Raw genomic sequence first — 25,586 nt, forward strand, 5'->3', positions numbered from 1 at the left:
ACTCAGGGCAGCGCGGCGGCCGGTACCGAACGCGCGCCTTCGCCGGCGTGGCATTCTAGATACTCCACCACCTCCAGCCCGAAACCGGCCAACCCCACCTGACGTCGCGGCGTGCCCAGCACGCGCAGCTTGCCCAGGCCCAGCTCGGCCAGGATCTGCGCGCCGGCCCCGTTGCGCCGCCACTGGCTGACGTCCTTGGCGTTGGTTGCGGCTTCCGGTTGCTGACGCAGCCGCGCCAACAACGATTCGCTGTCGCGCGGCGCCGACAGCACCACCATCACACCCTGCCCTTCGGCGGCGATCGCACGCAACGCATCGGTGGCCGCCACGCCGAAGTCGTCGCGCTGCCAGTGCAGCAGATCGGCCAGCGGGTTTTCCACCTGCACGCGCACCAGTGTCGGGGTGTGCGGATCGGCGTTGCCGCGCACCAGTGCGAAGTGCAGATCGTGCGCGATGCGGTCGCGGTAGGTCACCAGCTTGAACGGCCCGAACTCGGTGGTGATCTCGCGCTCGTCCACACGTTCGACGGTGTGCTCGTTGGCCAGCCGGTAGGCGATCAGATCGGCGATCGAGCCCATCTTCAGCCCGTGCTCGCGCGCGAACACTTCCAGTTGCGGGCGGCGCGCCATGCTGCCGTCCGGGTTGAGCACTTCCACCAGCACACCGGCCGGCTCCAGCCCGGCCAGCATCGGCAGATCGCTGGCCGCTTCGGTATGGCCGGCGCGGGTCAGCACGCCGCCGGGCTGCGAGATCAGTGGGAAGATATGCCCCGGCTGGCTCAGATCCTGCGGCTTGGCATCCGGACGCACTGCGGTGCGCACGGTGTGCGCGCGGTCGTAGGCGGAAATGCCGGTGGTCACGCCCTCGGCCGCCTCGATGCTGACGGTGAAGTTGGTCTGGAACTGCGCAGTGTTGTTGCGCACCATCGGCGCCAGGCCAAGCTGCGCGCAACGCTCGCGGGTCAGCGACAGACACACCAGCCCACGCGCGTGGGTCACCATGAAATTGATGTCCGAGGGCTTGACCAGCTCGGCCGCCATGATCAGATCGCCTTCGTTCTCACGGTCCTCGTCATCGACGATCACCACCATGCGTCCGGCGCGCAGTTCTTCGATCAATTCCGGAACGGGCGCGAAGTTCATGCCGCACCCCGCGTACCGAGCAGGCGTTCGACATAGCGCGCCACCAGATCGATTTCCAGATTCACCGCCGCACCGACTGCGGTCTGCGCAAACGCGGTATTGGCCACCGTATGCGGAATCAACGCGACTTCGAAACCGTCTTCGTCCACTTCATTGACGGTGAGGCTGACGCCATCGACGCAGATCGAGCCCTTCTTGGCGACATAGCGCAACACGGCTACCGGCGCGGCAAAACGCCAGCGCTGCGCACGCGCATCGCCATGCACCGACTGCACTTGACCCAGACCATCGACATGCCCGCTGACCAGATGCCCGCCAAGGCGGTCGGTCGGACGCATCGCGCGCTCCAGATTGAGCAGCGCGCCTTCCGGCAGCGCGCCCAGCGTGGTCAGCGACAGGGTTTCGGTGGAGGCATCGGCCTGGAAGCTGCCGGCATCGAACGCAATCACGGTCAGGCACACGCCGTTGACCGCGATGCTCTCGCCCAATTGCACCGCTTCAAATGGCAAATTGCCGGTGGCGAAGGTGAAACGCACATCGCCGCCTTGCGGCTGACGCGCAGCCAGATGGCCGACGCCTTCGATGATTCCGGTAAACATCAGCGCGCCCCCGTTTGCAGTGACAACGGAGCTAACGCAGTGCGGTGGAAAGTCGCGACGCAGCGCGACAGGTAATGCATGGACATAGTCGTTTCTCGCAAAAGTTGAGCGAAAAACGCCACAAGGCAAACAGGCGCGCGCACAGCCGCAAGGCTGCGCGTTGGCCGTCTTCTTTCATCCGGACTATACCGTCGGCCCCGGCATCGCACCGGATCTGCTGACCTTGCGCTTCAAGAGTTTCGCGTGGATTCGCGTAACTCCGCTGCGCAAGCGCTCGCGGGCTCGCACGCTTGCGCATGCCTACCGCCGGTGGGGAATCGCACCCCGCCCTGAAGACGTTCGTGAGTACCGGCGAACCGGCCAGCGCAGTCTAACAGGGCACCTTGGCGCGATGGCTGAGCGTTGGTTAAGGCCGGCAGGACACTGCGTCATGTCAGGGAATCCCCCATAGCCAGGATTGTGAAGGATATGTTAAATTGCGCCCCGCGACGGGAGACGTCGCTCTTTCCACCTCGCAACGGGGCGGAGACACGGACATCAATTCGGAGAGAACACCCAATGCGTAACACCCTGATTCTGGCTGCCCTGCTGGCCGCCACACCGTTTGCCGCGTCTGCTGAAGGCCTGAGCTACAGCTACGTCGAAGGCGGCTGGAACCGTACCGAAATCAACGTCAACGACGATTCGGACGACATCGATGGCGGCTACATTCGCGGCTCCTGGAAGATTGCCGAGCAGGTGTACGTGCTCGCTGGCTATCAGCGTGCCACCAAGGATTACAACCTCGGCGGCGGCTTCGAGATCGAAGGCACCCTGGAGCAGGCCACCGTGGGTATCGGCTACCGCCAGGAAATGACCGAGCGCGTCGAGTTCATCGCCGACATCAGCGTGCTGCGCAGCAAGGTCGAATCCGATCTGCGCCTGCGCGGCCGCTCGATCGACGATGCGTCCGACTCCACCAATCTGGGCTTCGCCAACCTGGGCCTGCGTGGCAAGCCTTCGCCGCGTACCGAAGCCTGGGTCAAGGCTGGCTACATCGACGGCAACGACGTCGACCAAGGCGAGTTCGTCGGCACCCTGGGTGGCCAGGTCAACTTCACCCCGACCTGGGGCCTGGTTGCCGAAGCGCAGTTCATCGACGACGCCAACCAGTACCGGGTCGGCGTGCGCGCAAGCTTCTGATCGACGCGTCGCAGATTTAAGGCCCCGCATGCGGGGCCTTTTTTATGCATGCGATTGAGCGCATTACGGGTACGGAAATTTATCGTCAGGCGTATGAGAGCAGCAGCGGTGTTGATGCTGTAGAGCGGCTAACAATACTTCTTGAATGCTATATCGATGGCGGTAAACGGGTAGATCAACGTCCGGTCGGTCGAGGGCGCGGTGCCCTCGCCGCTCGCGGGACACCGCACCAAAGAGTTGATCGGTTGCTTTGTTGAAACCCATGCACACCGACCACTTCGACTGGTCCTTGCCCGCCCACCGTCGCGGGACCTTACGCGGCATGGATGCCGCGTAAGAGCCTACATGGACGTACTTGCGGCGTGTCCCGCGATGGTGGGCGGGCAAGGGCCCTGCAGCAAACCCACAGATCATGCGCTCTGCAACTGATCTATCCGCAACGTCTAATCACTTCGAGACAACTAAACTCTTGAGTCATGGAATCGTTTGATGAGGCCAAAAGCTTCGCTAATCGAGGGCGCGGTGCCCTCGCCGCTCGCGGGACACCGCACCAAAGAGTTGATCGGTTGCTTTGTTGAAACCCATGCACACCGACCACTTCGACTGGCCCTTGCCCGCCCACCATCGCGGGACCTTACGCGGCATGGATGCCGCGTAAGAGCCTACATGGACGTACTTGCGGCGTGTCCCGCGATGGTGGGCGGGCAAGGGCCCTGCAGCGAGGTAGCAGATCAACGCTACACAACTGATCCGCGCAACGTTCTTACGAAACGAGAAACTTCGCGCTGGCAAACCGGAGTCATTGCGGCAACTAGGAGCTTGTACTTCATGCAAGGCACGTCGCACCCGCAATCCAACGCCAATCAAGCGAAACGTGCAAGGTGATCCGCCCCGAAATATCGAGCGCGCTATGCAGCACTCACTCGGCGGTAAGCGGCACGTAACGCAATCGTAGATCCTGACCGAGCTGGCGCACGTCGAGCAGTTGCAAGGGATGACGCTGCGCCATCGTTTCGATGCCGAGTCCGGCGAGCAGCGGTCTGGCGGTATCGCCTAGTAAAACCGGCGCCGTGTAGACCAGCAGTTCGTCGACCAGGCCGGCGTGCAGCAATGCACCGCTCAGCGTCGCGCCGGCTTCCACATGCACCTCGTTGATCCCGCGTTCGGCGAGCGACGCCAACACGGCAGACAGATCGAAGCGGCCGGCGTGCAGCGGCATCGCAACGAACTGTGCATCGCCGAGCGACGGCGGCAGCACATCATCGCCATACACATACAGCGTCGGCGCATTGCCCTGACGAATGTTCTCGCACGCCAACGTGCGCAAACCGGCATCGAGCACCACGCGTAACGGCGGCACGAAAGGCGTGTCGTCGCCCAGCCGCACGGTCATGGATGGATCGTCCGCCAGCACCGTGCCTGCGCCAGTGAGAATCGCGCCGGCACGTGCACGCCAGCGCTGCACATCCGCACGCGCATCTGCGCCGGTGATCCATTTGGACTCGCCGCTGGCCAGCGCGGTTCGCCCATCCAGGCTGGCGCCGAGCTTGACCCGCAGCCACGGCCGGCCACGCTCCACCCGCGACAAAAACCCCTGATTGAGCACGCGTGCCTGTGCTTGCATGACACCGCTAAGCACCTCGATCCCGGCTTCGCGAAGCAACGCAAAACCGCCGCCGTTGACCTGCGGAAACGGGTCGGCCATCGCCGCGACCACACGCCTCACCCCTGCGGCGATCAAGGCCAATGCACACGGCGGTGTGCGCCCGTAATGCGCACACGGCTCCAAGGTCACATAGGCGGTGGCACCGCGCGCCCGCGCGCCGGCTGCACGCAGCGCGAACACTTCCGCGTGCGGGCCACCGGCACGTTGATGAAATCCTTCGCCCACGCACACGCCATCGCGCACGATCACGCAGCCAACCATCGGATTAGGACGCGTGGTGTAGGCGCCACGCTCGGCCAAACGCAGTGCCTGCGCCATCCAGCGGTGGTCGTCGGCCGTTGCGCTCATTGCAGTGCCGTTTGCGGTTCGATGCACATCACCACGATCTGCATCGGCCCCACCAGTAATTCCGCATGCGTCTGCCAGCCCAACCGCTGATAAAACGGCACCAGCACCGGTTGGCAATACAGGTACAACGCACTCACGCCCAATTGCGCGGCGGCTTGCACGCAATGCGCAACCAGCGCCTCGCCGATGCCCTGCCCGCGCGCCTGCGGCTGCACGTACAGCGACGCCAGCCACGGCGACCATTGCCGGATACGCGCGTCGTCGTTCTCCAGCAGGCTCACCGAACCGAGCCACTGCGCCTGATCGAGCGCCACCCACGTCGTCGGGATCACGCCATCGCGGGTGTGGCTGCGCAACTCGCGCAATGCCTCATCGAGATCCCAGTCCGGCAACAGACTGCCGAAGGCCTGCAGATGCGCCTGCGCGATGGCCCGCAGATGCTCCGGCGTGTCGGCCACACAGGCGATGCGTAACGCGTTCACCGCTTGCCGGGCTTGCCGGCGCGCTCCAACGCAGCTTCCAGCAGCGGCAACTGCTCGATGCCGACCGGAAGTTCGCGCTCGAGTCTTTCGATTTCCTCGCGGAAATCGGCCACGTCCTGGAAGCTGCGATACACCGAGGCAAAGCGCACGTAGCCCACGTGATCGAGCTTGCGTAGCTCGACCATCACGTATTCGCCCACCCGCAGCGAGCCCACTTCGCGCTCGCCGGACATGCGCAGCTGATGCACCACCGCACGCACGGCCGCCTCGATCTGTTCTTCGGACACCGGACGCTTCTGCAGTGCGCGGTCGAAACTGGTGCGCAACTTGCGCGCATCGAACGCCTCGCGCCCACCGTCGCTCTTGACCACGGTGGGCAGCTTGAGTTCGATCGTCTCCAACGTGCTGAAACGCTCGCCGCACGCCTCGCACTCGCGGCGGCGACGAATCGTCGTGCCGTCTTCGGACACGCGCGAATCGATCACGCGGGTGTCGTTGTGCTGGCAAAGGGGCAGTGCATCAGGCGTCCGGGAATAGGGAGAGGGGAATGGGGAATCGGAACCGCAGAGCTATCGCAGCGTTGCTTTTACCATTCTCGTCTCCCTATTCCCCATTCCCGTCTCAGCCATACACCGGATACTTCTTGCACTGCGCGGTCACCGCGTCGCGCACCTTCGCCAGCACCGCTTCGTCGGCGGGAGCGTCGAGCACGTCGGCAATCCAGTTGGCCAGATCGATACTGTCCTGCTCCAGATAGCCGCGGGTAGTGATGGCCGGGGTGCCCAGGCGCAGGCCCGAGGTGACGAACGGCGAGCGCGGGTCGTTGGGCACTGCGTTCTTGTTGACGGTGATGTGGGCCTTGCCGAGCGCGGCTTCTGCGTCCTTGCCCGACACATCGCGGCCGATCATGTCGACCAGCATCAGATGATTTTCGGTGCCGCCGGAGACAATCTTGTAGCCGCGCGCGATCAGCGTGTTGGCCATGGCCTGGGCGTTCTTCACCACCTGCTGCTGGTAGGTCTTGAACGCAGGTTCCAGCGCTTCCTTGAACGCCACCGCCTTGGCCGCGATGACATGCATCAGGGGGCCGCCCTGGATGCCCGGGAACACGATCGACTGCAGCTTCTTCTGCAGCTCTTCGCTCGCGCCCTTGGCGATGATGATCCCGCCGCGCGGGCCGCGCAGCGTCTTGTGGGTGGTCGAGGTGACCACGTGCGCATGCTCCATCGGGCTGGGATACACGCCGGCAGCGACCAGGCCGGCCACGTGCGCCATGTCCACGAACAGATACGCACCGACACTGTCGGCGATGGCGCGGAAGCGCGCCCAATCGATCTTCTGCGAATACGCCGAGAAACCCGCCACGACCATCTTCGGCTTGTGTTCGGTGGCCAGGCGCTGGACTTCGTCATAGTCGATCAGGCCCTGCTCGTTGACGCCGTACTGCACGGCGTCGAACAGCTTGCCGGAGACATTGACCTTTGCCCCGTGGGTCAGGTGGCCGCCATGCGCCAGGCTCATGCCCAGAATGGTGTCGCCGGGCTGCAGCAGCGCCAGATACACCGCCTGGTTGGCCTGCGAGCCGCTATGCGGCTGCACGTTCGCATACATATCTTCCGTGGAACCCGCTCCGAACACCTGTTTGATGCGCTCGATCGCCAGCTGCTCGGCGATGTCGACGAACTCGCAGCCACCGTAATAGCGCTTGCCCGGATAGCCTTCGGCGTATTTGTTGGTCAGCTGGCTGCCCTGGGCTTCCATCACCAGCGGGCTGCAATAGTTTTCGCTGGCGATCAGCTCGACGTGATCCTCCTGGCGGCCGGCTTCGTCGGCGATGGCCTTGGCCAGTTCGGGGTCGTAGGTTTCCAGTCGGACGTCGCGCGAGAACATGCAGAGCTCCGGGGCAGCTGTTGCCAGTAGGGGCGCAGATTGTAAGCCCCCGCATGGACAGGTGACCAATTGCGATGCTGGCACGCACAACGCGCACCATGGCGCCCGCGCCTTCAAAAGACAAAGGCGCACCGGAGTGCGCCTTTGTGTGATGGTCTGCCCGCTTGCCGGGCCGGACCAAATTGATCGCCAACGCTTAGTTGTTGAGCACCAGATCGGCGATCACGCCGGTTGCGATGGCCACCAGCAGGAAGTTGCCGGTGTTGTCGCGCTGCCAGCGATAGCCGCGCGGCGGGTAGCGCAGGTTGTAGCGGTCGTAATCGTTGACCACGTAAATCGGCCCCTGATAGCGGTGACCACGCACATAGGCTGGACGGCCGTAGTAGACCGGCGCCGGTACGTAGGCATACCCGCCACGATCGTAGTGGCGATCACGGTAGCGCGCGTCGCGATAGCCCTCACGGTAGCCGTTGCCGTAGTAGCGACGGTCCTGGCGCCAGTCGCGGCGGTCGGCCTGGCGGTCGTCCCGCCACTCACGACGGTCGTTGCGATGGTCGTCGCGACGATCATTACGCCAGTCGCGGTCATGGCCGCGGCGATCGTGGTCGCGGTCCCAGTCTCCGGCGAATGCGGCCGGTACCACGGAGCCAAGCGCCAGGATGGAGGAAAGCACAACGGTAACGATGCGTTTGCGGTTCATGACAGCTCCTGTTTGCGATGTCGCAACTGCATTAATGCGCCCGGCGCCTTAACGCTTTCTTGCTGGAATCGGTTACGAAAACGCCTATTCAGGTGACAAGTAAGCTGCCGTTTAGCCGCAACCCTGCTCCCGCGTGCCAAGGCAGTTGCCCGTATAATCGGCGCAATCCCTTTTCCGCTGCCTCCGGCCTCGGCCGGCGGGCTGCCTGCGTCCACGGAGTCCCCATGTCGCAATACATTTACACCATGAACGGCGTCAGCAAGACGGTGCCGCCGAAGCGCCAGATCATCAAGGACATCTCGCTGTCGTTCTTCCCGGGCGCCAAGATCGGCCTGCTCGGCCTGAACGGCTCGGGCAAGTCGACCGTGCTGAAGATCATGGCCGGCGTGGATACCGATTTCAGCGGCGAAGCGCGCCCGCAAGCCGGCATCAAGGTCGGCTATCTGGCCCAGGAACCCGAACTCAACCCCGAGCACACCGTGCGTCAGGCGGTGGAAGAAGGCGTCGGCGAAGTGCTGCAGGCCCAGGCCGCGCTGGACAAGATCTATGAAGCCTACGCCGAAGAAGGCGCCGACTTCGACAAGCTGGCCGCCGAGCAGCAGCGCCTGGAAGCAATCCTGGCCGCCGGCGATGCGCACATGGTCGAACAGCAGTTGGAAGTGGCCGCCGACGCGCTGCGTCTGCCGCCGTGGGAAGCGCTGATCGGCCCGCTGTCCGGTGGCGAAAAACGCCGCGTGGCGCTGTGCCGCCTGCTGCTGCAGAAGCCGGACATGCTGCTGCTCGACGAACCGACCAACCATCTGGACGCCGAATCGGTGGAATGGCTGGAACAGTTCCTGGCGCGCTACACCGGCACCGTGGTGGCGGTGACGCATGATCGCTACTTCCTGGACAACGCCGCCGAGTGGATCCTGGAACTGGACCGCGGCCGCGGTATCCCGTGGAAGGGCAACTACACCGACTGGCTGACCCAGAAGGACGAGCGCCTCAAGCAGGAAGACAACCAGGAAAAGTCACGCCAGAAGGCGATCCAGAAGGAACTGGAATGGTCGCGGCAGAACGCCAAGGGCGGCCGCACCAAGGGCAAGGCGCGTCTGGCCCGGCTGGAAGAACTGCAGTCGGTGGATTACCAGCGCCGCAACGAGACCAACGAGATCTTCATTCCGCCGGGCGAGCGCCTGGGCAATGCGGTGCTCGAGTTCAAGAACGTCACCAAGAAATTCGGCGACCGCCTGCTGATCGACAATCTGAGCTTCCTGGTGCCCGGTGGCGCGATCGTCGGCATCATCGGCCCCAATGGTGCCGGTAAGTCGACCCTGTTCAAGATGATCACCGGCATGGAGACCCCGGATTCGGGCGAGATCGTGCTCGGGCCGACCGTGAAGCTGGCCTACGTGGACCAGAGCCGCGACAAGCTGGAAGGCAACCACAACGTGTTCCAGGAAATCGCTGGCGGCCTGGACATCCTCAACATCAACGGGGTGGAGATCCAGTCGCGCGCCTACATCGGCCGCTTCAACTTCAAGGGGCAAGACCAGCAGAAGATGGTCGGCTCGCTGTCCGGCGGTGAGCGGGGTCGTCTGCACATGGCCAAGACGCTGTTGCAGGGCGGCAACGTGCTGCTGCTCGACGAACCGTCCAACGATCTGGACATCGAAACCCTGCGCGCGCTGGAAGATGCGCTACTGGAATTCCCCGGCAACACCTTCGTGATTTCGCATGATCGCTGGTTCCTGGATCGCATCGCCACGCACATCATCGCCTTCGAAGGCGACTCGCACGTGGAGTTCTTCCAGGGCAACTACCGCGAGTACGAAGAAGACAAGAAGCGCCGCATGGGCGACGACGCCGGTCCCAAGCGTCTGCGCTTCAAGGCGCTGAAGTAAGCAAGAGCGGCCAACAAAACGGCTGCGCTCACCGCCAAGCGACTGCTCGCTACGTTTTGTCAGCCACTCGTAAGACTAAGGGCGCCGAAAGGCGCCCTTTTTATATGTACGGAGTGCAGTGGCGTCGCGTCGACAAACCGCGTCGTCGAGGATGGAGCACACCGTTGGTCGCTGCGTTACAGCTCGTAAGACAGCACGTCTTCGAAGCCGAAGGTGTCGAAGTTTTCGATGCGCGAGGGATATAGCCGGCCGACAAGGTGGTCATATTCGTGCTGCACCACACGCGCGTGGAAGCCTTCGGCCTCGCGTTCGATCGGGCTGCCATCCGGCGCGAAGCCGCGATAGCGAATGAAGCGATAGCGTGGAATCACCGCGCGCAATCCGGGAATGGACAGGCAGCCTTCCCACCCGTTTTCCATCTGCTCCGACAGCGGTTCGATCTGTGCATTGGCCAATGCGGTGCGTGGCACTGCCGGCGCTTCGGGGTAACGCTCGCTGGCCTCGAAACCGAACACCATCAATTGCAGATCCACCGCGATCTGCGGTGCGGCCAGACCCACGCCGCGCGCATCGTCCATGGTCTCGAACATGTCGGCCACCAAGGTGTGCAGCTCGGCGCTGCCCAGGTTGGTGACCGGTGGCGCCACACGCAGCAGGCGCTTGTCGCCCATGCGGATAATCTCGCGAATCATCTAGCTGCTCCCGGGAAACGTTACGGGATTTTAGAACCTGTTCGGTGGGCGTAGGTGAGGTTGGGGATTGGGGATTGGGGATTGGGGATTGGGGATTGGGGATTGGGGATTTGGGATTTGGGATTGGCGGATTCGCAGCTGTGACATCGGATACCGCTGCGTTGGCACTTCGCGCCCTGATCTGCGTTGGCGGCCTGGCTCGGTTTTCTTCTCCCTCTGGTAGATGAGCTTCGCTCGTACCCTCATCCGCCCCTGCGGGCACCTTCTCCCGATGGGAGAAGGAATCTGCTGTCGGAGCCTTGGCCTGCTGGCTGGAGTGACGGAGGCAGCGTCGTCGATGCAAGGCGTCGCATGGACCAAAGCCGGCTTGCTGTTCATCAGCCGCACACCAGCCGCCCAGCACTCGGCTCGCGTCAAAAATCCGACCGATCCGGGCCCGGTCGCTGCTGCAAGCTCCAACAAATATCCCACGGCAAGCGACTGACCAACTGTTTCAGGTCACTACTTCGCATTCAGGGGCTTGCATGTCAAAAGATTGACACAAGTCACGGATTCATGATTCAGTCATGAACAGACTGAAACGGAAGGATCCCCCGAATGCCGGTGTCTGCACGGCATCCCTTTTCCCCTGTTGGACTCAAGGAAACCCCAACAATGATGAGCTTTCGCAAGCCCGGATGGATGCTGTCCGGCGTGTTGTGTGTTGTCTGCCTGCCGGTCCTGGCCGTCGCGCAAGAGGCCGCAACCAGCAGTTCCAAGGTCGGCATCGACCCCGCAACCGGCAAGCTGCGCCCGCTGACCGACGCCGAGAGCGCGGCGCTGGATCAGCAGGCTGCGTCGTCGGCCCGCAGCAGTGCTGCCCGCACCACGGTTCCGCAGACCGAAGCCGCCGCGCGCGCGACCGAGCGACGCCTGCCCAACGGCACCGTGGCGCGGAAACTGCCGGCCACGCAGATGAGTTCGCTGGCCGCGACCCGTCAGGCCGATGGCCGCATCGTCATCGAACACAGCGACGACGCCGACACCCAACCCGCCCACGCCGAGCACGGAGCGCTGCCGCATGAATAAGCCCTTGTTGCTGTTGTCTCTTGCCGTGGCCGCCGCCATCGCGCCGCTGCACGCAAGCGCCGCCAACGTCACGCTGATCAATGGCGATGCCGGCACCAGCGTCGGCTTGAACGATCCCACCGCCGCAGCGCCACTGGGTGGCAATCCCGGGCGCTCGGTGGGCGAACAGCGCCGCATCGCCTACCAGTACGCCATGGACCTGTGGGGTGCGGTGCTGCAGAGCAACGTCGAGATCAAGGTGTATGCCTCGTTCGCGCGGCTGACCTGTACCGCCACCGGCGGCACGCTGGGTCAGGCCGGCCCGAACTGGATCGTCAACGATTTCCCGGGTTCCAAGCCCAATACGCTGTATCCGTCCGCATTGGGCGATGCGATCGCCGGGCAGGATCTGGTGCCCGATCCGAACGATCCGGCCGACGTGTTTTCGCAATTCAACGGCGACCTGGGCAAGGAAGATTGCCTGGCCGGCTCGGGCTGGTATCTGGGTCTGGACGGCAAGACGCCCGAAGGCCAGATCAACTTCCTCAACGTGGTGATGCATGAGATCGGCCACGGCCTAGGAGCGGCGGGCTTCCTCAACAAGACCACCGGTGTGCTCGGCTCGGGCACCGGCCTGACCGACGTCTACACCGCGCAAGCCTACGACAACGTGCAGAACAAGCGGTTCGACGACCCCACCATGACCAACGCACTGCGTGCAGAAGCGATGCGCACACCGGGTCGTACGGTGTGGGCGGGCACGCGCGTCAACCGCGAGGCGGCGTTGATCCTGGATCCGCGCACCTTGCTGCGGGTGACCGCACCGGCCAGCGCAGCCGGCAAGTACGAGGTGGGCTTTGCCAGCTTCGGGCCGCTGGCCAGTGCGGCCAATTTCCCGGCCAAGTCGGTGGTGACGGTCAACGATGGCGTGGCGGTACCGTCGGCCGGCGATGGCTGCGAGACGCCGTTCGCCAATGCGGCCGCTGTGGCCGGCAAGGTGGCACTGATCGACCGTGGCACCTGCGCGTTCGCGATCAAGGTCAAGAATGCCCAGCTCAACGGCGCGGTGGGCGTGATCGTCGCCAACAACGCGGCGGGCGTGCAGACGATGGGCAATGCCGCGCCGCCGATCACCGACATCACCATCCCGGCGATCATGGTGTCGCAGGCCGATGGTGCGCGTCTGAAGAGCAGCACCGCAGTGGTCGCGGCGTTGTACGAGGATCCCGAGCTGTTGCAGGGCACCGACAGCGAAGGCCGTACACGCTTGTACGCGCCCAGCGTGGTGGCCGGCGGTTCGACGTTCTCGCACTTCGATACCGATCTGCAGCCGAACGCGTTGATGGAACCGTTCGACACACCGGAAGTGCAGGCGCAGCTCAACATCGACCTGACCCCGGCGATGTTTGCCGATATCGGGTGGACCTTGAACCGCGGGCTGGCCAAGCTCGGTAGCTGCAATACGCTAGTGCCGACGCTGGAGACCGGCGGGTTGATTCCCGGCGCGAACATCTCGGCCGAAAGCAGCCTGTGCAAGACCCAGAACGCGGGCAACCGTCTCGGTTACCTGACCTGCATGGACGAGCACGCGCGCGAATTGCAGAGCGAAGGCGCCATCAGCCGCGTGCAACAGGCGTCGGTCTTCGTCTGCGCCACCAAGGTGCGTCCGTAATCAGCAAGATTCACTGCATGCGATGCGAGCGGCGCCGAAAGGCGCCGTTCGTTTATCTGCATCACGCTGATTCCGGCACCGGCGGCAGCCCGAACACATCGCGCAGATAGCGCAGGTAGCCGGGGTCGTCGCACATGCTCTTGCCGGGCGAATCGCTGAGCTTTGCCACCGGCTGGCCATTGCAGCGGACCATCTTGATCACGATCTGCAGCGGCGTCGGCCCCAGGTCGTTGGTGAGGCTGGTGCCCACGCCGAACGCCAGCCGGCAGCGGGTATGGAAATGCGCGTACAGCCGCATCACCTTGTCGATGTTGAGGCCATCGCTGAACACCAGCACCTTGGTCGCGGGGTCGATGCGGTGCGCCTGGAAGTGCGCGATGACCCGCTCGCCCCAGTCGAACGGGTCGCCCGAATCGTGGCGCATGCCGTCGAACAACTTGCAGAAATACAGGTCGAAATCGCGCAGAAACGCATCCAGCCCGACTACATCGGACAACGCAATCCCCAGATCGCCGCGGTACTCGCGCGCCCACGATTCCAGCGCCGCCACCTGCGAATCGCGCAGCCGCGGCCCCAGCGCCTGGAAGGCCTGCAGATACTCGTGCGCCATCGTGCCCAGCGGGGTCAGGCCGTAATGCTTGGCGAAATAGACGTTGCTGGTGCCGACGAACTGTTCGCCCAGGCCGTCGCGCAGCAACGGCAGCAACTCGCCGTGCCACTGCTGCGAATAGCGGCGACGGGTACCGTAGTCGGCGATCTTGCAGCCGGCCGGCATGCTGCGCAGGCTGCTCACCTTCTCGCGCAGGCGGCTGCGGCCTTGCTCGAAATCCGGCTCGGAGGTGTTCCGAAACCACACCTCGTTGATGATCGCCAGCAACGGCACTTCGAACAGGATGGTGTGCAGCCACGGGCCACGGATGGTCAGCTCGATCTCGCCCGGATGGGTGGTCGAGGCCGACAGCTGCAGATACTTGCGATCCAGATGAAACAGCGCCAGGAAGTCGGCAAAATCCGGCTTGATGAAGCGCAGGCTGCGCAGGTAGGCCACTTCATCCTCGCGTAGCCGCAACCGGCACAACGCATCGATCTCGCGTGAGATCTCTTCGATGAACTGCGCCAGATCCACACCGGGCGTGCGGCACTTGAAGCGGTAGTCGACCTGCGCGGCCGGGTGTTGATGCAGCACCGCCTGCATCATGGTGAATTTATACAGGTCGGTGTCGAGCAGCGAGTGGATGATCATGCCGCCGGATTATGCCCGTAGCGGCGATCGCGCTGCGTGCAAGCCAATCCGATGCCCTGGGCGCCGCCGCGCTGCAAGGGCAGCGCAGCGGCAGTGCGCTGGGCGATCTACTTCGGCGATACCTAGGCAATGGCGCTCGGCACTGTCCCTGGACGATGCCAAGCGCAATCGCTCAGCGCGCCAGCACCTGCTGCGCCGGCTTGCCCTGCACGGTGAAGTCGCTATCGCCCGGCCCGCCGGCCTTGGGATCGGTGTACCAGCACCACAGCGCGATGCCTTCCACGCCATGCGCCTGCAGCACCTTGCGCCACTGCTGCAGGACCTGCAGTTGCAGGCGCGTATCGACCGCGGCGGCGCGTTGTTCGGGGCTTTCCCAGGGCGCGGCCAGGCTGCCGCGTGCAGAGCGCAGGCCCAACTCGGCCACCCACACCGGTTTGCCCACGCGTTGACCCAGCTGCTGCAGGCGCTGCGCAGCGGCGTTCATCTCTGCCGTGCGCGTGGCGGCCGCTTCGGACAGCCGCGGATACAGGCTGGTGCCCACCGCATCGAACAACGCCCAGTAGCGGAAGCTCTCGGCATGCTCCATGCCGTCGGCCACGTACAACACTTTGCCGCGATAGATCTTGCGGACTTCCGCCACCAAGCCGGGCCACTGCGGCGCGTCCTGCAGCTTGCGCAATTCGGTGCCGATCACCAGCGCTTCGGCGTGTTCGTCTTCGGCCAGTCTGGCCAGCGGCAACAGCGCGTTCTGATACGCGGCAAACCAGGCCGCCTGATCGGTGGGCTCGGTATCGCCCGCCCAATGACCGGGAATCCACACGTGCACCTTGAGCGTGGTTTGCAACCCGGCGCGGTGGCTTTGGCGCAATGCGGCGCGCATGGCTTCCACACTGCTGTCGCTGCCGAGTACCGGGTCGTTGGCCTGCGGGTTGGCCTGCCACACAAACGCCACCAGCAGCGCCTTGCTGGCACCGGTCTTGGCCAGTGCATCCAGCGACTGCGCCGCAGACGCGCTCTCCCACGGTGCGTTGGCCGAGACCTTGACGTTGGCGCCCATCCACGTCGATGCGTCCGCGTTGCATCCAGTCGCCAGCATGCACACGCCGACCAACAACACGCTGCTTAGAACGCGTTTGAACATGCGGCAGAGGCCTCGTTGGTCAACGGTGTCGTAGCATGCGCGCACTCCGTTGCACCCAGGGTTGCCGTGCGCTTGCCCGGCTGCACGACTGTGTCCTTCGTCGCAGCGCCGGACGACGCGCCATCGGCAGCAACACGCGTTGCCGCAGTGGCATCCACCCCAGCCATGGCGGTATCTGCCGGCTGCACCACAGCGGCATTCGCTGCTGCAGGCGCCACTGTGCGACTCGCCGGTAGCGACACCGGCGCGGCCATCACCATCGCCTCGCCATGCAACAGCGACTGCGCATCGGCAGGCGCTGCACGCAGCCAGCTACCCCAGCCCTGCGGCTGCACCCACGCCGCACCGACCAGGCCAAGCAACAACAAGCCGGCCGCCTGGCTGCGCTGATCGGCGCGCAGCGCGCGCAACAACAACGCCGCCGGCACCCACAGCAGCAACAAGGCATCGAAGCCGGCCCAGCCGAAGGCGAACGACAACGCCGCCGCACAGACCACCGTGCCGGCACTGGCCACAACGCCGCGCGTGAGCGCGCCACTGCGGCTGCGTGCCAGCAACGCCAGGATCGGGAAGCACACCGCCGCCGCCACGCCCCAACGCACGGCAGGCAACCAGCCTTCTGCATGCTCCGCCAAGGGCAACGGCAGTGGATGCGCACCCTGCGCGATGCTGGACAGCGTCGGCCACGGCGCGTTGAACACGGTCAGATTGACGTAGGCCCACATCCCGACCAGAAACGCGAACGGCAGATAGCACACCAGATAGAACGAGCCCGGCGCCTTGCGCAGCATCTGCGGCGGCATCACCAGCAGCAGCCATGGCGCCACCATCGTCGACAGCGCCAGGGTCTGCAGATCCAGGCACAGCAGGATGCACAACCAACCGGCGATACGCAGGTAAGTGAAGGCCTCAACCGGCGCCTGCAAGCGCCGCAGGGTGCGGCACAAGCCATAGAACGCGAGCAGGCCCACCGCCTGGCTACCACCTGCGGCGATCGGCAGCAGGAACAGCGGGTTGCAACCCACCAGCAGCGTCAGCCCGCTGGCCCAGCCGCGTCCGAACACGCCGGCCAGATCGCGCCACAGCAGCGACAGGAACAGCGCATTGGCAGCCACCGCCACGAACGGCCACACCTGGAACGGCAGGTTCCAGCTGTGCAGCCCAAGATCGATCGCCCACGACAACAGCCCGGTCGCCGGCAAGCCTGCACCCGGCGCCATCGCCGGTGCGGCCGTGCCCACCGACTGCACCAACAACGGCTGGCTCAGCAGCGATAACGCCACCACGGCGACCAGAAACGCTGGTAGCCCACTGTCGCGACGCGGTGTGACCGATTCACTCGTCGAGTGCGGCGCGACGCTCGTTTTCCGAATGCTTGCTGAGGCCATGAGTAGTCTTCTCCCAATAGAACGGATTGTGGATCAGCTGCCAGAGACCCTTGTAAGCGGCGATCGACTGCAACACCCAGTAAAACGGCACCGTCAGCGCATACGGTGCCAGCTTGAAGTAATCGCGCTTGAACGCAGCCACCAGCGTGACGTAGATGAAAAACGCATTGGCCAGCAGCAGATTGACCAGCGAGATCGCGGCCAGCCACGGCGGAAAGATCGCATCGAACACGCGCGCACCGCTCACCACGCTGATCAGGCACAACGCCCACATCACCGGCACGCCCAGCGCGATGAAGAAATTGCCGCCAATGAAGAACTGAAAGCCCCAGAACCCCTTGAACCCGGTGCTGCGATACAGATGCACCGGATCGCGCATGTGCACCAGCCAGGTCTGCATATAGCCCTTGAGCCAGCGCGAACGCTGCCGGATCCAGTTGGGAATGCTGACGTTGGCTTCTTCGAACGTTGTGGAGTTGACCACGTTGACGCGGTAGCCGTTCTGGATCAGCCGCACGCCCAGATCGGCGTCTTCGGTGACGTTGTACGGATCCCACGCACGCACCTGGCGCAACACATCCAGACGGAAGTGATTGGAGGTGCCGCCCAGCGGAATCGGGATGCGCAGATATTCCAGCGCCGGCAGGTAGAAGTCGAACCAGAGCGTGTACTCCAGCGTGAACATCCGCGTCAGCCAGTTCTCATCGGCGTTGTAGTAGTTCAGCCGCGCCTGGATGCACACCACATCCTTTTCGGCCTTGCGAAATGCGGCCACCACACGCTTGAGCTGATCCGGCTCGGGCTTGTCTTCGGCGTCATAGATGGTGAGCAGTTCGCCGCGCGCAAAATGCAGCGCGTAATTGCAGGCCTTGGGCTTGGTCTTGGGCTGCGACGGCGGCACCCGGATGATTTCGAAGAACGCTTCCAGCCCGAGTTTCTTGGCCGCATCGATGGTGTCGAAGTCGTCCGCTTCCAGCACCAGCTTCACGTCGAGCTTGCTGATCGGATAATCCAGCTTGCGCAGCGCGTTGGCCAGAATCGGCAGCACTTCCGGTTCCTTGTACATCGGCACCAGCACGGTATAGACCGGCAGGTCGTCGTCGCGCAGCGCGGCCACTTCGTCCTCGGTGACCTTGATGTCGATGCGGTGGCGCGAGCCGAACCACACCAGCAGCAGCTTCAGTCCGAACGTCGCAAGGAACCCGAGCGCCACCAGCACGTTGACCGTGATCAACGCCGGCACCGGGAACAGCACGAGCGCTGTGACCAGCACCGCAGCGATCGCCCATAGCGTGAACTTCTGTCCGCGCGTCACCACCTGGCGTGCCGAATAGGTCGGCGCATGCGCGGCGAGCAGGTTCAGTGCGTTGTCGGTGAGCTGCTCGTCGGCGTAACGCTGCAGGCTCCAGATGATGTCGAACTTGGCAGTACCGACAAACCGCACCTCTTCGCCGTAGTGCGCACGCGCCCAGGCAAACAACGCCGGGTCGGGATCGGCCACCGCCAGCACCAGCACGCCGTCTTCGCGCCGCCACGGCAACAGCAGACGCTGCGCGTAGCTTTCCAGATCGCCGGGGGTGAGCAGGTCCGGATCCGGCGGCTGCTGCACCAGGTCGATGAACTCAAGACCGAAGTGCGCGGCGACGATGGCGTAGAACCGCTGCGCCGGCACGCCGCGCTGGGCCAGGATCACATCGCCCAGACGCGAGTTCCAGCGTTGCTGCAAGGCCAGCGCCGAGCGCAGCTGTTCGTCGGTGATGACGCCTGCCGTGACCAGCGCGCGACCCAACAGACCGCGTTCGCGGCCGATGTCCGGTGCCCGTCCCAGCGCTTCCATTTCGCAGGTGACCGTCATTGTCATGTGTCCTTAGAACCGCCACCAGGCGGCCACGAATGGCCCGCCTGCAGCAGCGGTGTTGCGGCCCATCACCGGCTGCTGGTACCCCACCTGCCACTGGCTGCCGCCCGGCGCGGTGTACAGCGTGGACAGCTGCAGCTTGGTGAGGTCGTAGTTGCTGCCAGTGGCGACGTAGCCAACGCCGCCAGCAGAGCCTGGGACATCAAAGTTGTTACGCCCGTTGCCCAGACCCTGAATCACGTTGAGCTCGCCGAGCAACAACCAGCTCGGGGTCAGGCTCAGGCCGGTGGATGCGTCCACCCGCACTTCGTCGGAGGCGGCACTGCCGCGCAGGCGCACTGCGCCGCCCAGATCGACGTAACCGTTACGCCCGCCCAGCGTGTAACCCCGCCCGCGGCTGTAACGCAGCTCCAGGCCGTAGTCGCCCAGGCCGAGCGCAGGATCGGAGTTTGCTTCGGGATTATTTGGATGGAAGGTCTTGCTGCGGCCATACGCCGGAATGCTGACCAACGCCTGCACCGAACTGCGCCAGACATCGTCCTGCGCGCTCGGCAGCGCATAGCGCAGGCCGATTTCCTGATCGGCAAAACCGGTCGTGCTGGTGCGCGTACGGCCATCTCCGCCGTAGTTGCTGAAACCGACATCGGTGAAATAGAAATTGCCGATAAAACTGAGCTTGTCGGTCAGACCATGCTCGACGTAGACATTCAGCTGGTCCTGGCGGCTACGCCCGTTTCCATCGAATTGTTGGCCGTCACCGAAGGTGGTGCGGTGATGGCTATCGTCGAACCAGCCACGGCCATCGCTATGCAGCGCCTTGACGATCACCAGCGTGTCGCCCTGCGGCTGGGTCCAGGCACCGGCCAACGCCGTGCCTGGCAACGCGGCCAGCGCACAGCCCAGCGCAAGCGAGCGCCGAGGCAGATGCCAGCGGCAAACGGCGGAGGTTGCAGGTGAGGCGCGGCGGTGAAACAGCCGAGCCGGAGTGCGGCAAGGCGAGGCACGACTGACGTACCCGCAAGCGCGGGTCGTTCTGTAAAGACATTTGTACGATTCCTGATGGGGGACCCGGAAGGGACAGGAAGCTAGGGATTGATCACACTTCTAGGCGAAACGTATCACAGTTTCGGCCTGCCGCCATCACTGATTTATCACAAATTTAACACTAGCGAACTCATCTCTTTTGCAACAAACGCGGTACTTGCACGGCGGCGTGGGTCCAGATGGCAAGCCAGACGCCGAGCCGGGTCGCGAGCCCGCGTTGACCGGCCTCGAACTTGCGGAAATAGCGCCATAACCCACGGTGCTTATGCCATTCGACGAAGAACGGCCGCGCCCGGCTGGAGACGCCGCGCACGTGCACCACCTGCAGATCGTTGGCCACCGCGACCAGCGCACCGGCCTGGCGCGCGCGCCGGCACAGATCCAGATCTTCGGCGTGCAGGCGGTAGTCCCCATCCCAGCCGTCGAGTCGGTCGAACAGGCTGCGTTGCATCAGCATCAAGGCCCCGGAGATGGCATCCACGGGCTGCAAGGCCAGCGCCGGGTCGGCCGGCACCGCCAGCTGGGCGGCAGCACGCGGCGCGCGCAGCATCGCGGCAAAGTCCGGATCGCGGCGGCGCACTGCGGCATCCGGCTGCCCCTGTTCGTCCACCTGCTCCACGCCCAACAGCACCGCCGGGTGCCCGGCCGCGCGTGCGCGCAGCTGCACCAGGGTGTCGGGTTCGACCATCAGGTCCGGGTTGATGAAGACCAGCCAGGGCGCCTGCGAGTCGCGGGCGCCTTGATTGCAGGCGGTCGCAAAGCCGGGGTTGTCGGGATTGGCGATGAAATGCACCCGCGCATCGGCCAGCGCATGCCGCTGCACAACCTCCAGGGTGTCGTCGCTGGACGCGTTGTCGACCACCCGGATTTCGCTGATGCCCTCGGCCGCGCGCAGCCGCGACAGGCAGGCATCGATGGTGCTGCTGCTCTGATAGGTAACGACAACGGCGGCGATCTGGACAGGCGTCATCCGGCAATTATCCCGTGCCAAGGCCGCGCAGCGCCATTGCCATCTCCACCATCGCCGTCGTCGCTGCCGCCGCTCCTGCAAGGCCGGCATGACGGCCGCCTGCTTGAGCAGGCATACTGCGCGCCCGAAAGCCGCCAGGCGGTTTTCGGTAGCGCCGCCTGCGGCGCACCCCCTACACCTGATCCATGAGATGACGGCCAGCGACCTTTCGGTGTTGCGCTGCCTTATCACTCCATGCATCGCGACCGCCTGATGGCGCGCGCGATGCAACGACGGCCTGGCAGCGCCGTCTGTGTCGTTGCTGGCGTGCGCGCCGGGTCTGGTGTATCGGCTTCGCTCTTTTGGTCTATACCACTGACGCTTCCTGTCAGCGCTCTCTTGCCGAGCGTGTGCCCATGAGCACCGAGCATCAGGTGCATGGCATGAGCCTGGAATTGGCGCTGCCGGACTGGCCGATGCTGACCGCCGACGAGATCCATCGCGTGTTGCAGCGCGTGTCCGGCCACGCCGGTAGCGAGATGATCCGCTGGCATAGCGCACGCCCCTTTTCCGCCGCTGCATGCGTGGACACCGCAACCGGTCCGCTGATCGTCAAGCGTCACCACTGCCGCGTACGCACGGTCGCTGCGCTGCGCGAGGAACACGTCTTCATGGCGCATCTGCGCTGGGCCGGCGCGCCGGTGGTCGAGGTGCTGCACGATGCGCAGGGCCGCACCGCGTTGACGCAAGGCGATTGGATCTACGAAGTGCAACGCCTCGGCGCCGGGGACGATCTGTACCGCGATGCGTTGTCGTGGACCGCGTTCCACAGCGACCAGCATGCGTTCGCAGCCGGTGCTGCCTTGGCACGCCTGCATCTGGCAGCACAGGGATTCGACGCGCCGCCGCGCGACACCAGCGTACTGGTCGCCAACTTCAGCGTGTTTGCGCAGGCAGACCCGATCCAGGCACTGGAACAGGCACTGTTGTCACGCCCTGGCCTGGCCGCCGATTTTCAACAGCGGCCGTGGCGCAGCGATCTGGCTGCACATCTGCTGCCCTGGCACGCACAGGCATGGCCGTTGTTGTCGGCACCGGGGGCGATGCCGCCGCTGTGGACGCATGGCGACTGGCATGCCTCCAACCTGTTGTGGCGCACGCAGGACGGGGACACCGAGGTCAGCGCAGTATTCGACTTTGGCCTGTGCGATCGCAGTTTTGCGTTATTCGATCTGGCCACCGCGATCGAACGCAATCTGATTCCGTGGCTGAATCTGGACAACGGGCAGCGCGCGCAACCGCAGCTGGACCAACTCGACGCACTGCTGGACGGGTACGCACAGCACTGCCCGCTGGAGGCTGCGCAACTGCGCCTGCTCGCCGCCTTGCTGCCGATCGTGCATGCCGATTTCGCCTTGAGCGAGATCGAATACTTCGCCGGCATCACCCGCTCGGCCGGCAACGCCGACATCGCCTATCACCGTTATCTGCTTGGCCACGCGGACTGGTTTGCCAGTGCCGATGGTCAGCGTCTGATCGAACACCTGCGCGCACGTGCGCGCCGTCTGCCATGAGCGTTTTTCTTTCTTCTTTTCGAGTCTTGCGCATGCCTGTATCCCCCACCACCCTGCTCTCTCGCTGCCCGCTCGCGCTTGCACTGGCGCTGTGCATCGCCACACCGGCGTTGGCGCAACAACAACCCGACGACGCAGCGGTCGAACTGGACGCAATCAACGTGCGTGGCGAGCGTGCCGATGCAAACACTGCATTGACCGGATTCGGTGCCACGCGCCTGCTGGATGCACCGGCCTCGATCGCGGTGTTCGATCGCCAGCAATTGCTCGATCGTCAGGCACGCGTGCTCAGCGAGGTGCTGCGCGCCGATGCCTCCGCCGGCGATGCGTATGCGCCGATCGGCTACTACGAAAACTTCGTGGTGCGCGGCTATTCGCTCAACGCTGCCAACAGTTACCGCATCAACGGCATGAGCGCGGTGGGCGAACAATCCATCGCGCTGGAGAACAAGCAGCAGGTACAACTGCTCAAAGGCCTGGCTGGCCTGCAATCCGGCGTCAACGAACCGGCCGGATTGATCGACTACCGCACCAAGCGGCCCGAGCATGTGCGCAGCGTGACCCTGGGCACCGACGAGCAGGGCTCGCGCTATGTTGCTGCCGATCTGGGCGACTGGTTCGGCGCCGAGCGCACGCTGGGTGTGCGCGTCAATGCCGCACGCGAAGACATCGACAGTTATGTCGACCATGCCGATGGCTACCGTAACTTCCTCTCGTTGGCCGGCGACTGGAAGATCAGCCCGCAATCGCTGCTGCAGCTGGATGTGGAATACCAGCATCGGCAACAGCGCTCGGTGCCGGGCTATCAGCTACTCGGGGGCACGCAGGTGCCGCGCGACATCAATGTGCGTCGCCTGCTCGGCTACCAGCCGTGGTCGCGGCCGGTGGAGATGGATTCGCTCAACGCGCAGCTGCGTTACGCCTACCAATTCAACGACAACTGGCGCGCGACTGCCGAGGCATCGCGCAGCCGCTCGGTGATCAACGATTTCTCCGCGTTTGCCTGGGGCTGTTATGGCGCGGCCAGCTGCGCCGACATCGTCACGCCCAACTTCTTCAGCGCGCAGGGCGAGTACGACGTCTACGACTACCGCAGCCCCGACGACACCCGCGTGCACGATCAGGTACGCGCCACCTTGGAAGGCCATGTGGTCACCGGCATGCTGGATCACCGCCTGAGCATCGGTGGCGATTGGCTACGCCGCACCATCGACCGTTTCGGCTCGGTCAACGAATTCGTCGGCAGCGGCAGCATCGACCGCGACCCGGAGGTGTTTGCACAAACCGACGTGGCACTGGACCCGAAGCAACGCCGTCTGGATAGCCGTCAACGCGCGTTGGTGTTGGCCGACCGGATTGGCTTCGGTTCGCAATGGGAGCTGTCGCTGGGCGCGCGTTATGTGCGGCTGGACGAGCGCGCCTTCGATCGCGACGGGCTGCTGGAACGACGCACGCGCAAGGACGCAGTGCTGCCGCAGGCGGCGCTGCTGTTCAAACCGCAGCAGCAGGTGGCGTTGTATGCCAGCTACGCTAAGAGCCTGGCAGCCGGCGGCACCGCACCGTGGTTTGCCGACAACGCCGATGAGATCCTGCCGCCGACCAACGCGTATCAGCTGGAAACCGGCGCGAAGATCGAGCTCGATGGCCTGCGTCTTGGCGCGGCACTGTTCGACATCCGCCAGGCCTACCAGTTCACCCAACCGCAGGCCGACGGTGGCCTGCTCTACGTGCAGCAGGGCCGTCTGCACAATCGCGGGCTGGAACTGTCGGCCGACGGCGCGGCCACCGAACAACTCCGCATCTTCGCCAGCGTTGCGGCGATCCGTGCGCGTGCAGAAGACACCGACATTGCCGAGTACGAAGGCCATCAGGCGATCAACGTGCCCAAGCTGCGCGCCAGCGTGCAGGCCGACTACAGCGTGCCCGGTGTCGATGGTTTGGCGCTGCTGGCAGGCGTGCAATACAGCGGGCGCAAGTTCGCCGACCGCCTCGGCAATGCCAGCGTGCCGGCCTACACCGTGGCCAATTTGGGCGCACGCTACGCCACTGCACTAGGTGGCTTGCCAACGACCTGGCGCTTGAACGTGGACAACGTGTTCGACAAGCGCTACTGGCGCGATAGCGGTGAATACCAGGGCGATGCGTATTTATTCCCCGGCGCGCCGCGCACTGCGCGATTGACGGTGCAGGTGGATTTTTAAAAAAGTGCTCCCCCATCCGCCCTGCGGGCGGCTTGCTCCGCAGGGGCGGGAAGAGAACAGCATCGGCGTTGTTGGTTTGGGTCTTTCTCTGGCGACATACGGGCAGCTGTGATCTGACCCTGGTGTGCACTGCAGCTGCGATTCGCGCAGTGAACGACCTCCACCGGCTGCACGCACTGTCGCATTCGCATCTTCCAGCCTTGCCGCCACTGATCCACTTTCCATCAGGCTTTGCATGTCACTGCTCGAATCCATCGCCGTCGTGATCAACCTGCTCGGCGTCTGGCTGACCGCGCGCCGCATTCGCTGGTGCTGGCCGGTCGGCATCGTGGCGGTGGCGCTGTACGCCTGGCTGTTCTATCAGTGGAAGCTGTACTCGGACATGCTGCTGCAAGGCGTCTACGTGCTGACCCAGCTGTACGGCTGGTGGCACTGGCAGCGCGGAACCGCCGCAGACACCCGTATTCGTCCGTTGCCGATGCCACACACGGAACTGTGGGTGTCGCTAGGCATCGGCGCACTGTTTGCCGCAGCGCTCGGCGCCTACATGCATCACCGCACCGATGCTGAGCTGCCGTGGCTGGATGCGGCGCTGGCCAGCTTCAGCCTGGTGGCCAGCGTGTGGGCCGCGCGCAAACGCATCGCCAACTGGGTGCTGTGGATCGTGCTCGATTGCATCTACGTGGGCGTATTCCTCAGCAAAGCGCTATACCCCACTGCTCTGCTCTACGCCGGTTTCGTGGGGCTGGCGGTGTATGGATGGCGTAGCTGGAAAATCCAACAGAACCGGAATCTGGCAGACATTGCATGAGCGACGCACGGTTTGCGGGCGCGTTCTTCTTTACCATCGCAACATGCATCTCTTTCACCACACTGCACTAC

General features: G+C 64.4%; 21 protein-coding genes and 1 riboswitch. Of the genes, 7 read left to right on the forward strand and 14 right to left on the reverse strand.

From position 1 onward, the window contains the following. Positions 1-2 precede the first annotated feature (2 nt). Both ribB and NDY25_RS06455 read right to left on the reverse strand, forming a co-directional pair. Positions 3-1,142 carry a 3,4-dihydroxy-2-butanone-4-phosphate synthase gene (gene ribB, locus NDY25_RS06450; protein ID WP_168957099.1) on the reverse strand — a complete coding sequence of 380 codons (1,140 nt, stop codon included), beginning with the start codon at positions 1,140-1,142 and terminating at the stop codon, positions 3-5. Beyond that, positions 1,139-1,741, reverse strand: a complete 603-nt coding sequence (locus NDY25_RS06455) for a riboflavin synthase (RefSeq protein ID WP_168957100.1) — start codon at positions 1,739-1,741, stop codon at positions 1,139-1,141. Before NDY25_RS06455 ends, ribB begins: the two co-directional genes overlap by 4 nt. A gap of 162 nt (positions 1,742-1,903) precedes the next feature. Further along, positions 1,904-2,082: riboswitch (FMN riboswitch) on the reverse strand. A 217-nt stretch (positions 2,083-2,299) separates the two neighbouring features. Here NDY25_RS06455 and NDY25_RS06460 point away from each other — a divergent pair. Continuing rightward, entirely contained in the window at positions 2,300-2,923 is a 624-nt protein-coding gene (locus NDY25_RS06460) for a hypothetical protein (RefSeq protein ID WP_168957101.1), read from the forward strand. A gap of 919 nt (positions 2,924-3,842) precedes the next feature. On the opposite strand, the gene ribD is transcribed toward NDY25_RS06460, so the two are convergent. The 5 genes from ribD to NDY25_RS06485 form a co-directional block, all read right to left on the reverse strand. Then, positions 3,843-4,937 (reverse strand): bifunctional diaminohydroxyphosphoribosylaminopyrimidine deaminase/5-amino-6-(5-phosphoribosylamino)uracil reductase RibD, encoded by a 1,095-nt coding sequence (ribD, locus tag NDY25_RS06465; RefSeq protein WP_168957102.1) that lies wholly within the window; start codon positions 4,935-4,937, stop codon positions 3,843-3,845. After that, positions 4,934-5,419, reverse strand: coding sequence for a GNAT family N-acetyltransferase (locus NDY25_RS06470; RefSeq protein ID WP_168957103.1), 486 nt, complete (start codon positions 5,417-5,419; stop codon positions 4,934-4,936). Before NDY25_RS06470 ends, ribD begins: the two co-directional genes overlap by 4 nt. Beyond that, positions 5,416-5,934, reverse strand: coding sequence for a transcriptional regulator NrdR (gene nrdR, locus NDY25_RS06475; protein WP_256627975.1), 519 nt, complete (start codon positions 5,932-5,934; stop codon positions 5,416-5,418). Before nrdR ends, NDY25_RS06470 begins: the two co-directional genes overlap by 4 nt. Before the next feature lie 106 nt (positions 5,935-6,040). Continuing rightward, positions 6,041-7,309: a serine hydroxymethyltransferase gene (gene glyA / locus NDY25_RS06480; protein ID WP_168957104.1), complete on the reverse strand. Its 1,269-nt coding sequence runs from the start codon at positions 7,307-7,309 to the stop codon at positions 6,041-6,043. A gap of 196 nt (positions 7,310-7,505) precedes the next feature. Further along, complete coding sequence (locus tag NDY25_RS06485) at positions 7,506-8,009, reverse strand: RcnB family protein (RefSeq protein ID WP_168957105.1); 504 nt, start codon at positions 8,007-8,009, stop codon at positions 7,506-7,508. 224 nt (positions 8,010-8,233) lie between these two features. Here NDY25_RS06485 and ettA point away from each other — a divergent pair, with 224 nt between their 5' ends. Continuing rightward, positions 8,234-9,895: an energy-dependent translational throttle protein EttA gene (gene ettA, locus NDY25_RS06490; RefSeq protein ID WP_006452559.1), complete on the forward strand. Its 1,662-nt coding sequence runs from the start codon at positions 8,234-8,236 to the stop codon at positions 9,893-9,895. 176 nt (positions 9,896-10,071) lie between these two features. On the opposite strand, the gene def is transcribed toward ettA, so the two are convergent. Next, entirely contained in the window at positions 10,072-10,587 is a 516-nt protein-coding gene (def, locus tag NDY25_RS06495) for a peptide deformylase (protein WP_168957106.1), read from the reverse strand. A gap of 654 nt (positions 10,588-11,241) precedes the next feature. On the opposite strand from def, the gene NDY25_RS06500 reads away from it, so the two are divergent. Both NDY25_RS06500 and NDY25_RS06505 read left to right on the forward strand, forming a co-directional pair. Then, the gene (locus NDY25_RS06500; RefSeq protein WP_168957107.1) at positions 11,242-11,655 is read left to right on the forward strand and encodes a post-PEP-CTERM-1 domain-containing protein; all 414 of its coding nucleotides are present in this window, start codon (positions 11,242-11,244) and stop codon (positions 11,653-11,655) included. Continuing rightward, positions 11,648-13,306 carry a PA domain-containing protein gene (locus NDY25_RS06505; protein ID WP_168957108.1) on the forward strand — a complete coding sequence of 553 codons (1,659 nt, stop codon included), beginning with the start codon at positions 11,648-11,650 and terminating at the stop codon, positions 13,304-13,306. Before NDY25_RS06500 ends, NDY25_RS06505 begins: the two co-directional genes overlap by 8 nt. Before the next feature lie 61 nt (positions 13,307-13,367). Here NDY25_RS06505 and pncB read toward each other — a convergent pair whose 3' ends face one another. The 6 genes from pncB to NDY25_RS06535 all read right to left on the reverse strand — a co-directional run bounded on the left by pncB (position 13,368) and on the right by NDY25_RS06535 (position 20,950). Further along, positions 13,368-14,549, reverse strand: coding sequence for a nicotinate phosphoribosyltransferase (gene pncB / locus NDY25_RS06510; protein ID WP_006452555.1), 1,182 nt, complete (start codon positions 14,547-14,549; stop codon positions 13,368-13,370). A gap of 172 nt (positions 14,550-14,721) precedes the next feature. Continuing rightward, on the reverse strand, positions 14,722-15,690 hold the full coding sequence (locus NDY25_RS06515; protein ID WP_168957109.1) for a glycoside hydrolase family 113: 969 nt from the start codon (positions 15,688-15,690) through the stop codon (positions 14,722-14,724). After that, on the reverse strand, positions 15,672-16,976 hold the full coding sequence (locus NDY25_RS06520; RefSeq protein ID WP_256627840.1) for a hypothetical protein: 1,305 nt from the start codon (positions 16,974-16,976) through the stop codon (positions 15,672-15,674). The genes NDY25_RS06515 and NDY25_RS06520 overlap by 19 nt, the downstream gene beginning before the upstream one ends. Positions 16,977-17,025: 49 nt before the next feature. Further along, entirely contained in the window at positions 17,026-18,933 is a 1,908-nt protein-coding gene (locus tag NDY25_RS06525) for a glycosyltransferase family 2 protein (protein WP_168957111.1), read from the reverse strand. A 12-nt stretch (positions 18,934-18,945) separates the two neighbouring features. Further along, the gene (locus NDY25_RS06530; protein ID WP_256627976.1) at positions 18,946-19,860 is read right to left on the reverse strand and encodes a hypothetical protein; all 915 of its coding nucleotides are present in this window, start codon (positions 19,858-19,860) and stop codon (positions 18,946-18,948) included. Positions 19,861-20,110: 250 nt separating this feature from the next. Further along, positions 20,111-20,950 carry a glycosyltransferase family 2 protein gene (locus NDY25_RS06535; protein WP_168957113.1) on the reverse strand — a complete coding sequence of 280 codons (840 nt, stop codon included), beginning with the start codon at positions 20,948-20,950 and terminating at the stop codon, positions 20,111-20,113. A 395-nt stretch (positions 20,951-21,345) separates the two neighbouring features. On the opposite strand from NDY25_RS06535, the gene NDY25_RS06540 reads away from it, so the two are divergent. The 3 genes from NDY25_RS06540 (at position 21,346) to pnuC (ending at position 25,515) form a co-directional block, all read left to right on the forward strand. Beyond that, positions 21,346-22,503: a phosphotransferase enzyme family protein gene (locus tag NDY25_RS06540; RefSeq protein WP_168957114.1), complete on the forward strand. Its 1,158-nt coding sequence runs from the start codon at positions 21,346-21,348 to the stop codon at positions 22,501-22,503. A gap of 32 nt (positions 22,504-22,535) precedes the next feature. Beyond that, the gene (locus tag NDY25_RS06545; RefSeq protein ID WP_256627841.1) at positions 22,536-24,704 is read left to right on the forward strand and encodes a TonB-dependent receptor; all 2,169 of its coding nucleotides are present in this window, start codon (positions 22,536-22,538) and stop codon (positions 24,702-24,704) included. Between the two features lie 235 nt (positions 24,705-24,939). Further along, positions 24,940-25,515: a nicotinamide riboside transporter PnuC gene (gene pnuC, locus NDY25_RS06550; RefSeq protein ID WP_168957116.1), complete on the forward strand. Its 576-nt coding sequence runs from the start codon at positions 24,940-24,942 to the stop codon at positions 25,513-25,515. The last annotated feature ends 71 nt before the right edge of the window (positions 25,516-25,586 follow it).

The sequence above is a fragment of the Xanthomonas hortorum pv. pelargonii genome, from assembly GCF_024499015.1.
Taxonomy (GTDB): Bacteria; Pseudomonadota; Gammaproteobacteria; order Xanthomonadales; family Xanthomonadaceae; genus Xanthomonas; species Xanthomonas hortorum_B.